The sequence below is a fragment of the Anaerolineales bacterium genome (assembly GCA_022866145.1).
In the GTDB taxonomy this organism is placed as follows: domain Bacteria; phylum Chloroflexota; class Anaerolineae; order Anaerolineales; family E44-bin32; genus PFL42.
Genome location: JALHUE010000059.1, coordinates 1 through 10,932, shown reverse-complemented (window position 1 = coordinate 10,932; position 10,932 = coordinate 1). Strand labels below are relative to the sequence as shown.

Here is a 10,932-nt window from a genome sequence, read left to right as displayed (position 1 = left end):
GGCTGGCCGGCCTGCGTCCCGACGGCGGCCTGGGTCTGGGTCAGGGCGACGGCGACATCAATCGAGGGCGCGTTCCCCGTGACGTTGCAGCTGAGGGCCACGAGCGCGAGTGCCGACAACCCTAGGACGAAAGTGCGGACACGGCTGCGGTGCATCGATCTCCTCCTTCTCCCCTGGTGCGTAGGGCGACCCGTGCACGCACCAGTCTACAACGGTTCAGTCTTGGGGCAAGCCGGGGCGGGCAGGGGCCCCTTTGGACGAGACCCAGGCCGAAATCGGGGGGACTATTCGAGCTCCCAGGGTGCCCGGTCCGCTGTCAGGCCAGCAAGGGAGGCGAGGATCGGCTCGGCCAGCTCGGGCAGGTGCTCGGCCATTGCTGCCACGAGACCAAAGCAACCGGCCAGCATCATGTCTCCGAAGGGAACCGCCAGGTGGGGCTGCAGAGCCGATGCGGCGAGCATACCCCGCCGAGGTCCGGTCACAATCAGCGAGGCGTCGGGCCCGAGGCGCCAGGCAGGGACTCCCGGGCGCAGCCAGGCTCCGTGCCCGTGGTCATCAAACACCTCCCGATGCGTCAGCGTCGTGTCGGCGAGGGCGAGCAGCAGCTGCTCCAGGCGGGTGCGGTCGATCAGCCCGGTGTGATGCTCGAACACACCTTCGATGCCCTGCGGGCCGAGGCGGAAGGCCAGCGTGTGGAAGTTGCCGACATTGGCGATCAATTGCCTGGGCTGGAGAGTGGCCGCGGGGTCGAGCGAGGCGCCCAACACCGCGGCGGGAGCCGTGTCCATCAGGAGCAGGGGGCCGTCAAGCTCCCCGGCGGACTGGGCCACGGCCTGCATGCGGGTCATGCTCGAGGGGATGTCTTCGGAACGGTGGGCGAATGCGGTGAGGCGATTGTGCTGCAGGATCTGGGATGCCAGATAGTCGAAGCGAAACTGACGGTCGGAGACCTGGGGCGGCGCTGCGCCATGGTCGAAAACGGCGACGGCGACGGCCGCAGGGGCGAGCACCAGGCCGAAGGCTTGCAGCGCCCGGCGCAGCGCCGGCAGGTCGAAGTCGGTCAGCGGGATCTCGGTCACGCCCGAGAGGCCTCCGGCTTCGTCCGGCGCTACCAATCCGACGCCCATCTCGCGCTCGACCCAGTCCAAGTCGTCATTGAAGGTGCGGGCCGCCTCGGGGGTGGCATACAGCGGGAGGCCGGCGCGCAGGTGATCCTCGGCCGCCCAGTGGCACGGGCCGCCGCCCATCATCACGCCGCTGAGCAGCACGCCCTCCCTGCGCAGCGTGGCCTGCTGCAGCCGGCGGCGGATGATCATGGTCGGCGAGGGCATGACCAGCTTGAAGGCGTTCTCTAAGGCCAGCCCCGGGTGGAGGAGCAGGATGTCCTGGGTGCCTGTGCCGATGTCGACGGCGAGGATCTGCATGCTGTCGGGCAGGATATCACGGAACCCCTCTCCGCCACGGGGAGTGGTGGGGTCGAGATGGGCACGGGTGCAGGGGAGAGGGTCAGGCCGCGGGTCGGGCAGCAGACCGGGCGCTCAAGGTTGCCAGTCAGGCTGCATGTCGCGAGCGGTCGGCAGGTTCGTCAGGTTGATCTCATCCGCCCCGCTGGTCGACATCACGTACACCTCCGGGTTCTGGTCGCGGGTGGAGGTGAAGGCAATGTAGCTGCCGTCGGGTGACAGGGCGGGTTCCTTGTTGCCGGCGGTGTTGGTCAGCTTGCGGGGAGAGGCCGGGTTGTCGAGCGTCACCAGGTAGATCTCGTTGGTCGTGGGCTGGAGCCAGGTGAAGACGAAGAACGCGCCGTCGCCGGACCAGCGTAGGTGATCGGCGCCAACAATGTTGTCGCGGGGATCGAATTGAGCCGGCATTGGGACGGGGGTCCCAGCCGCGGGCAGGACCAGGTCGTGGATGAAGATCCGGCCGGGCGCGCCGTTGATCGAGGCGACCACTGCAAGCTGCGAAGCGTCTGGAGACCAGGCCGGAGAGTACTCGACGGCGAAGCCGGCCGAGACATTGCGCTGCCGAACCGACTGGCAGCCTTCCGGCGTTTGGAGACAGCCCGACTCCATCTGGAAGACTTGCTCCTTCCGATCGATGCGGTCGCTGGTGAAGGCGATGGACTGGCCGTCGGATGACCACGCCGGGTCGGTGTCATCGCCCGGGCTGAGGGTCACATCCTGGATGCCCGAGCCGTCGGCGTTCATCGCCCAGATGTCCAGGCCGAGGTCGTTGCCCAGGGCGTCTTTGCCAGCGGGGGCGACAAACAGCAGGCGCGCGCCATCAGGTGACCAGCGCGGCTGGGTCTTGTCGCCGGGGCCGAAGGTCATTTGGCGCGGCTGACTGCCGTCGGGAAGCATGCTCCAGATCTGAAGGGTGCGTCCATCCTCGCGATCGCTGACCAAGGCGATGGCGCGGGCGGCTCCGATGCCGACCGGCGCCGTCGGGGAAGCGGCTTCGGTGGCGGGCAGGGTGGGTTCAGGAGTCTCGCTCGGTTGCACCGTCTCGCTGGGCGGCGGCGCCACGACCGGCAGGGTGGCGGCGGTGGTGGCTGTGGCCTGACGGGTCGCGCTGGCGGTCGGGATGGCGCCTGCGGCGCGCCCGAGCAGCACCAGGCCCCCCATCCCGATGGCTCCGAGCAGCAGGAGCCCCCCCAGGCCGGCGGCAATCCACAGCCCGCGCCGCGACCGCGGTCGCCCCCGTGCGGGCGCGGAGGCCGCCCGCACGGTAGGAGCGGGGGCTCGGCCGCCCAGCGCCTGCTGGAATGCCGCGAGATCCGGGAATCGTTCATCCTGCTCCAGTGCCAGGGCGCCGGTCAGGGCCGAGTCTACATAGGCCGGCACCGCTGGGTTAAACTGCGCCGCCCGGATCAGCTCTTCCTTCTTGAGCATGCGTTCAATGCTGTCAGCCGGCGGTCGGCCGGTGAGCAGTGCGTAGATCGTTGCTGCCAGCGAATACTGGTCGGTACGGGCGTCGGTGCGCGAGCCGCCATACTGCTCCGGCGGGGAGAAGCCGGGCGTCAGGCCGCGGGCACCGGTGGTTGTCTGATGCTGATCGAACACCTTGGCCAGGCCGAAATCGACGAGGACGATCGTGCCATCGGGCTGCAGCTTGACGTTGGCCGGCTTGACGTCGCGGTGGATGATGGGCGGGGTTCGGGTGTGCAGGTAACCCAGGGCGTCGCACAGCGCATCGGCCCAGCGTAGCACTTCGTCCACCGAAGGCGGGTGGCGCTTCGCGCGGGCATGCAAGTCGACACCCTCGATGAAGTCCATCACCAGATACTGGCGGTCTTCCTCTGAGAAGTGGTCGGTCACGCGAGGTAAGTTGGGGTGGCGCAAGCCCGCCAGCAGCGACGCCTCGCGATGGAACTGGCGCTCGGCCTCCGGGTTGAAGTTCAGGTTCTCCTTGACCGCCACCCGGATCTGCAAGGTCTCGTCGAAGGCCTGGTAAACCGCGCCCATGCCGCCCTTGCCGAGCAGGGCTTCGATCCGGTAGCGTTGATGCAGGAAGGACCCGGCAGCGAAAGGCATGGGCGAATTGTAGAGGGATTGGAGTGGGCGGTCAACAAAACTCGTGGCAGGATGGGCGACAGTTCCTGTCCACTCTGTGACGGATGTCGGTATGGAGGCGAGGCGGCTGGTGCTATAGTCACCTGGAGGGGAACCGGTGAGAGGATCTCCGAGAGACCAGTGGAAGCGCGAGTTCGTGAAGCGTTGCACAAGGGAGGTGGGGTCCCATGCCGCGTCCAGCGCCTAAGCCGATGCGCAAGTATGTCTACGCCGGCGACCCGCTCGCCGAGCCGCCTCCGCCGGAGCTGCTGCAGATTCTCGACAAGTTCCGAGGCAAGCAGGACGCGCTGATCACCGTGCTCGAGGAAATCCAGGAACATTACAGCTTCCTGCCTCAGCGTCAACTGCAGCACACCGCCCAGGAACTCGGGTTTCCTCTCAGCCAGCTATACGGCATCGCCACCTTCTACAACCTGTTCAAGCTGAGCCCGCCGGGCCGCTATCAGGTCCGCGTCTGCAAGGGGACGGCCTGCCACGTGGGACTGTCCTCGGCGATCCAGGCTCTCATCGAGAAGAAGCTAGGCATCGGGGAGGACGAGACCACGCAGGATGGCCTGATCACGCTGCAGACCCTGGCCTGCGTCGGCGCCTGCAGCCTGGCGCCGGTCATGGTCGTCAATGAACGGACCTACGGAAGGATGACCCCGGAGAAGGCCTGGGAAGTGCTGCGCCGACTGCAGGGCGACATCCTGCTGCCCGATGAGGAGGCGTTCTGATGAAGGCCACCATCCGCATCGGGGCCTCCACCTGCGGCATGGCGGCCGGGGCCGGCTCGACCCTGGCGGCGATCGAAGGCTACGTCAAGCGCCGCCAGATCCCGGTCGCTCTGTACCGCACCGGCTGCCTGGGCGCCTGCCACGGCGAACCCGTGGTCGAGATCGTGGCCGATGGCAACACCTACCTGTACGGCCCAGTGACCCCGGAGCGCGTGATGCCGATCATGGATCAGCATTTCGGGGCAGGCGGTCGCGGCATTTCCCCCGAGTGGATGCTCAGCCGGCGGGCCGACCATGCCGACTACCCGTTCCTCGGCAACCAGCAGAAGGTGACCACCCAACTCTGCGGGGTGATTGATCCCACCTCGCTGGAGGACTACGTGGCGGCTGGAGGCTATCAAGCCTTCCGAGAAGCGCTCCAGATGCCTCCGGAGAAGGTGATTGAGATCGTGAAGGACTCCCGCCTGCGCGGCCGAGGCGGCGCAGGCTTTCCGACCGGGACCAAGTGGGAGATCACCCGCAAGCAGCCCGGTTCCCTGAAGTACATCATCTGCAACGCCGACGAGGGCGACCCCGGGGCCTTCATGAACCGGACGATGCTCGAAGGTGATCCGCACCGGGTGCTCGAAGGTATGCTGATCGGCGCCTGGGCGATCGGCGCCCAGACCGGCTACTTGTATGTACGGGCAGAGTATCCGTTGGCGGTGGCCGCCCTGCGCACGGCTGTGCGCCAGGCCGCCGAGGCCGGCATGACCGGAACCAACATTATCGGCAGCGGGATGAACTTCGAGTTCGTGATCAAGGAAGGCGCCGGCGCCTTCGTCTGCGGCGAAGAAACCGCATTGATGCATTCCATCGAGGGCAAGCGCGGAGTGCCTCGGATGCGCCCGCCGTACCCTTCGGTCGCCGGGCTATGGGGACGGCCGACCAACATCAACAACGTCGAGACCTTTGCCAGCATCCCCAGCATTCTGCTCAATGGCCCAGGGTGGTTCTCTGACATTGGCACAGCCCGCAGTGGCGGAACCAAGGCCTTCGCCATGACCGGCGCCATCAAACGCGCCGGGCTGGTCGAGGTCTCGATCGGGATGACACTGGGGGAGATCTTGCTCGGGATCGGCGGTGGCTGTAAAGAAGGGCGTACCCTCAAGGCGGTGCAGCTGGGCGGGCCGGCCGGCGGCTGCGTCCCGGCGGACCTGTTCGATACCGCCATTGACTACGAGGAACTGCGGGCGACCGGCGCTATCATGGGCTCGGGCGGCATGGTGGTGGTCGACACCCACACCTGCATGGTCGACTTCGCCCGCTACTTCCTGGCCTTCACCCAGGACGAGTCGTGCGGCAAGTGCGTGCCCTGCCGGGTCGGCACCCGCAAGATGCTCAGCCTATTGGTGCGAATCTCGCGCGGCCTGGGCGAGCCGCGCGATATCGACAAGCTGCGCGCCCTGTGTGATACCGTGCGCGCCTCCTCCCTGTGTGGCCTAGGCATCAACGCCCCCAATCCGCTGCTCACCGCTCTGCGCTACTTCGAGGATGAGTTCCGGGCGCACGTCGAGGGCAAGACCTGCCCGGCTGGCGCCTGTCCGATGGATGGCATGGTCCCGGCGTCAGCCCTGCGCCCAGGAGGGGTGGAATGATCTCTCTGACCATCGACGAGCGTGCCCTCCAGGCGGCGCCCGGCACCAGTGTGCTGCTTGCCGCCCAGGCCGCTGGGATTGAGATCCCGAATCTGTGCCACCACCCCGAACTGCGGCCGAACGGCGGCTGCCGTCTCTGCATCGTGGAAGTGGAAGGCAAGGCTGCGGCAGTGCCGAGCTGCGGCCTGCCGTGCGAAGAGGGGATGGTGGTCAACACCCAGAGCGAACACCTGCAGGAGATGAGGCGGGAGATCATCGATCTGCTGGTGTCCGATCATCCACTGCGCTGCGTCACCTGCGACAAGAGCGGCGGATGCGACCTGCAGCGCTTCGCATATGACCTGGGTCTGTCCGAGACCACGTACGATGTCGAGATCGGGCGCACCCTGTATCAGGACGACAACCCGATGTTCGTCCGCGATCATCAGTACTGCATTCTGTGCGGCAAGTGCGTGCGGGTATGCGATGAGATCGTCGGCGCCAGCGCCATCGAGATCGCGGGGCGCGGCTTCACCAGCCATGTCGCCACCCCATTTGACTGGCCCATGGCCGACAGCACCTGTGTCTTCTGCGGCAACTGCGTGCAGGTATGTCCGACGGCGGCCCTGCTGCCGCGCAGCCGGATCGGGCAAGGGCGGGAGTGGGAGCTTTCCCATAAGGACACCGTATGCGGCTACTGCGGGGTTGGTTGCCGCGTCGACTTTGCCCTGCGCGATGGCAAGATCCTGTATGCCCAGGGTACCCGGCAGGCCCCGGTCAACGGCGAGTTTCTGTGCGTCAAGGGCCGCTTCGGCTGGGACTACGCCTCGCACGCCGAGCGGCTGACCCGGCCGCTGATCCGACGCGACCTGGCGCATGAACTCGGGCTGATCTCCGAAGCGTGGGAGATGCCAGCCACCTCAGTGCTCGACGCCCGGGTGGCCGAGGACAGTTTCGTCCCGGTCGACTGGGACACGGCGCTGGACGTGGTTGCGAAGCGCCTGGCTCAGACGGCGAAGGACCATGGTCCGGACGCCGTGGCCGGGCTGGCCTCCGCCCGCTGTACCAATGAAGACAACTACCTGTTCCAGAAGCTGATGCGGGCCTCGATCGGCACCAACAACATCGACCATTGCGCTCGGCTCTGCCATTCATCCACCGTAACCGGGCTGGTCAACACCTTCGGCAGCGGAGCGATGACCAACGCCATCCGCGAGATCCGCGATGCGGACTGCATCCTGATCACCGGATCCAACACGGCCGAGTCGCATCCGGTGATCAGCTACGAGGTCATCCGGGCCGTCAAGCGGGGTGCCACGCTGATCGTGATCGACCCGCGGCGGGTGCCGCTGGTACGCCATGCCACCCTGTATCTGCAGGTGACACCCGGGGCAGACATCTATGTCTTCCTATCGATGATGAACGTCATCCAGCGCAACGGGTGGGCCGATACCGAGTTCATCGCCGAGCGCACTGAGGGATTCGAGGAGTTTGTCGAGAGCATCGAGGATTTCCGGCCCCAGGTGGCTGCCCTGGCCTCCGGCGTGCCGGCAGACCTGATCGAGAAAGCTGCCCAAATGTATGCCCTTGGCAAGCGGGTGCAGGGGGCGTCTGCCTTCCCCGAAGCACGCGGCCATTCCTCCATCTTGTATGCGATGGGTGTGACTCAGCGCTCGATCGGCACCCAGGTGGTAATGTCTCTGGCGAATCTGGCGATGATGTGCGGCCAGGTCGGCAAGCCGTCGACGGGAGTCAACCCGCTGCGAGGCCAGTCGAACGTCCAAGGCGCCTGCGACCTGGGCGGGCTGCCGAACTACCTTCCCGGATATCAACTGGTGACCGACGAGGCCAAGCGCAAGGATGTGGCCGCGGCCTGGGGCGTGGAGTCGCTGCCGGCCGAGCCCGGGCTGACGGTCGTCGAGATCATGCACGAAGCCGAAGCTGGAAACGTGCGCGCCCTGTACATCATGGGTGAGAACCCGATGCTCTCGGATCCCAATCTCTCGCACGTGGAGCACAGCCTGCGCAGCCTGGATTTCCTGGTCGTGCAAGATATCTTCCTGAGCGAGACGGCCCAGCTGGCGCACGTTGTGCTTCCGGCGGCCTCCTGGCTCGAGAAGGATGGCACGAAGACGAACACCGAGCGCCGGGTCCAGCTGCTGCGCCCGATTCTGCCAGCGCCGGGGGAAGCCTGGCCGGACTGGAAGATCGTATGTGCCCTCGGCCAAAGGCTGGACGATGCGCTGGGCATGGCCCGGGCACCCGAATTCTGGGATTTCGCTTCGACCGCCGAGGTGCTGGACGAGGCCCGCCAGGTCACCCCGATCTATCGGGGCATCGGCCACGCCCGGCTGGGCAACCAGGGCCTGATCTGGCCGTGCCCGAGCGAGGACCACCCCGGTACGCCGATTCTGCATACCTCCGCTTTCTCGCGCGGCAAGGGTCGCTTCATGCCCATCGAGGCCCAATCCCCGGCCGAGCTCCCGGATGACGAGTTCCCGCTGATTCTGACCACCGGCCGTTCGCTCTACCACTATCACACCGGGACGATGACCCGCCGCAGTGAAGCGCTCTCGTGGCGAGATCCGCGTGGCCATGCCGAGATCAACACCCAGGACGCCGAGCGCATCGGCATCCGGGACGCAGGACCCGTGGTGATTGCCAGCCGACGAGGCCAGGTTCGCACCCAGGCCCGGGTGGGCAGCCGGGTCCCGCCAGGGGTGGTCTTCCTCGCCTTCCACTGGCGCGAGGCGCCGGCGAACCTGCTCACCCAGGACTTCGCCCTCGATCCGGAAGCGAAGATCCCCGAGTACAAGGTGTGCGCCGTGCGGCTGGAGGCGCCCAAGCGCGGCAAGGCCTGAGCGGGAGCGTTCTGGCTCAGCCTCGACCTCCCCCAGCCCGGCGCACGGTCGACCCACCCAACGGCCTGTGAGGTCGCCACCCCGCAGGCCGTCTTCCTTTGCCCGCCCCGAGCGGGGATGGGAAGCGACATGTCTCGCCTGGAGGATGCCAGGACCTGCGGTGCTGGGCTGGACCTCACCTCGGTCTGCCCCGAGGTGCCGGGGCTGCGGCGTGTGTTCATTGCGGAATGCGGACTTGTCTGATACAAATTTGAGGAACTGTGGCCAGGCAGGCTGAGGCCTCGACTGCCGGCCGGTGCGCTGGCTGACCTCAACCGCATCCCGGACACAGCAGGACCCCACCGCCCGGTGACACCCTCGACCCTCGACCCTCAACCGCTTCACGATTGGCTTGCCCTGCAGGGGAGCGCCGATCGCTCGCGGTTGCTCCCGATGTTGATCGAAGCCCAACGGCTCTACGGTTACCTGAGCGAGCAGGTGCTGGCTGCGGTTGGGCAGACGCTGCGGGTTCCGTTGGCAGAGGTCCACGGGGTTGTTCGCTTCTACACCCTGCTCTACGACCGGCCGACCGGGAGGACCATTGTCCGCGTCTGCACCAGCCCGCGCTGTGCCCAGGCCGGGGGTGAACAGGTGCTGCGTGACGTCTGCCTGGCCCTCGGCGTCCAGCCGGGAGAACCCACATCCGATTGGGCTTTCGAGGTTGAGGAAGTAGCCTGCTTGTGTTTGTGCGACCATGCGCCGGCGGCGCTGCTTGGGGATGTGCCGGTCGGGCATCTGCAGGCTGTCAAGCCGGAGTTCTGGCTGGCGCAGCCGCAGGAAATTGGGTTGGGGCACATCGGCGGCTCCCCGCGGCGCCTGACGGCCCGCTGCCATGAGGGAGCGCCGGCCGGGCTCTCGGAGTATGTGGCCAGCGGTGGCTTTTCCGGGCTGGAACGAGCGCTTCGGAGCCTCTCGCCCGCCGGGGTCATCGAGGTGATCGAGGCCTCCGGGCTGGAGGGTCGCGGGGGGGCCGCCTTCCCCACTGGACAGAAGTGGTCGCTGGCTGCCTCCGGGGAAGCCCGCCGGCGCTATGTGGTGTGCAACGGCGACGAGTCCGAGCCCGGGACGTTCAAAGACCGGGTTCTGCTGGAGGGCGATCCGTGGGCTGTGCTGGAGGGTATGGCGATCGCCGGCTACGCCATCGGAGCCGAGCGCGGCTATCTCTACATTCGCGGTGAATACCCTCGGGCGCAGCGGATCCTGCAGAAGGCGATCCGGGAAGCACAGCAGGCCGGCTATCTGGGAGAGAACATCCTGGGATCGGACTTCCATTTCGAGATCGAACTGCGCTCCGGCGCCGGGGCCTACATCTGCGGCGAGGAAACGGCCTTGCTCGAATCGATCGAGGGCAAGCGCGGTCTGCCCCGACTCAAACCCCCCTACCCGGTGACCGACGGGCTGTTTGGGCAGCCCACAGCGATCAACAACGTCGAGACCCTGTGCACGGCCACCTGGATCCTGTCCCAGGGCGTGGAGGCGTTCCGCTCCGTCGGCACGCCCGACTCGCCGGGCACCAAGTTGTTCTGCCTATCCGGGGATGTGGCGCTCCCCGGGACCTACGAGGTAGCGTTCGGGACTCCCCTGCGAGAGCTGGTTGCCACGGCTGGTGGCGTGGCCGGTGAGCTGCAGGCGGTGCTGCTCGGCGGGGCGGCTGGCGCCTTTGCCGGCCCGGAGGTCTTGGAGCTACCCCTGAGCTACGAAGGCTTCCGCCAGGCGGGCCTGCCGCTTGGATCGGGCGTACTCATGGTCATCAACGCCGAACGCGACCTGCGGCAGACGTGCTGGCACCTCTCGCGCTTCTTCGCCCACGAATCGTGCGGCAAGTGCTTCCCCTGCCAGCTGGGGACTCAGCGCCAGATGGAAATCATCCGGCGCGGGATCGAGGGAACTCTCACTGCCGGCGATCTCGAAGCTCTCGACGATGTGGCTTACACCATGACCCAAACCTCGATCTGCGGCCTGGGCGTCACGGCCAGCTCGGCGATCGAGTCCGCCCGGAAGCGCTGGCCGGAGCTCTTTCGACCCGGGGCGGCGTGACCGATGGGGCGAGACGACGACTCGGCTGTGGAGCAGGGCGCGGTCCCCACCCAGTGGGATGAGTTCCGGGGCGCCTGGTCTCGGGTCCACT

6 protein-coding genes are annotated in these 10,932 nt (G+C 67.0%); 4 read left to right on the top strand and 2 right to left on the bottom strand.

Annotated features, from left to right (window positions below):
* Positions 1 to 284 precede the first annotated feature (284 nt).
* Both MUO23_01675 and MUO23_01670 read right to left on the bottom strand, forming a co-directional pair.
* Positions 285 to 1,424 (bottom strand): DUF1786 domain-containing protein, encoded by a 1,140-nt coding sequence (locus MUO23_01675; GenBank protein ID MCJ7511662.1) that lies wholly within the window; start codon positions 1,422 to 1,424, stop codon positions 285 to 287.
* A gap of 114 nt (positions 1,425 to 1,538) precedes the next feature.
* Positions 1,539 to 3,533: a serine/threonine-protein kinase gene (locus MUO23_01670; protein ID MCJ7511661.1), complete on the bottom strand. Its 1,995-nt coding sequence runs from the start codon at positions 3,531 to 3,533 to the stop codon at positions 1,539 to 1,541.
* 206 nt (positions 3,534 to 3,739) lie between these two features.
* Between MUO23_01670 and MUO23_01665 the strand changes: the two genes are divergently transcribed.
* The 4 genes from MUO23_01665 to MUO23_01650 all read left to right on the top strand — a co-directional run bounded on the left by MUO23_01665 (position 3,740) and on the right by MUO23_01650 (position 10,841).
* Complete coding sequence (locus MUO23_01665; protein ID MCJ7511660.1) at positions 3,740 to 4,288, top strand: NAD(P)H-dependent oxidoreductase subunit E; 549 nt, start codon at positions 3,740 to 3,742, stop codon at positions 4,286 to 4,288.
* Positions 4,288 to 5,925 carry an NADH-quinone oxidoreductase subunit L gene (locus tag MUO23_01660; protein ID MCJ7511659.1) on the top strand — a complete coding sequence of 546 codons (1,638 nt, stop codon included), beginning with the start codon at positions 4,288 to 4,290 and terminating at the stop codon, positions 5,923 to 5,925. Before MUO23_01665 ends, MUO23_01660 begins: the two co-directional genes overlap by 1 nt.
* On the top strand, positions 5,922 to 8,765 hold the full coding sequence (gene fdhF, locus MUO23_01655; protein ID MCJ7511658.1) for a formate dehydrogenase subunit alpha: 2,844 nt from the start codon (positions 5,922 to 5,924) through the stop codon (positions 8,763 to 8,765). Before MUO23_01660 ends, fdhF begins: the two co-directional genes overlap by 4 nt.
* A 348-nt stretch (positions 8,766 to 9,113) precedes the next feature.
* Entirely contained in the window at positions 9,114 to 10,841 is a 1,728-nt protein-coding gene (locus tag MUO23_01650) for an NAD(P)H-dependent oxidoreductase subunit E (GenBank protein MCJ7511657.1), read from the top strand.
* Positions 10,842 to 10,932 lie beyond the last annotated feature (91 nt).

Bases quoted from the DNA above. Each gene is read 5' to 3' on its own strand.
- MUO23_01675 (MCJ7511662.1), bottom strand. From the start codon at position 1,424: ATGCAGATCCTCGCCGTCGACATCGGCACAGGCACCCAGGACATCCTG.
- MUO23_01670 (MCJ7511661.1), bottom strand. From the start codon at position 3,533: ATGCCTTTCGCTGCCGGGTCCTTCCTGCATCAACGCTACCGGATCGAA.
- MUO23_01665 (MCJ7511660.1), top strand. From the start codon at position 3,740: ATGCCGCGTCCAGCGCCTAAGCCGATGCGCAAGTATGTCTACGCCGGC.
- MUO23_01660 (MCJ7511659.1), top strand. From the start codon at position 4,288: ATGAAGGCCACCATCCGCATCGGGGCCTCCACCTGCGGCATGGCGGCC.
- fdhF (MCJ7511658.1), top strand. From the start codon at position 5,922: ATGATCTCTCTGACCATCGACGAGCGTGCCCTCCAGGCGGCGCCCGGC.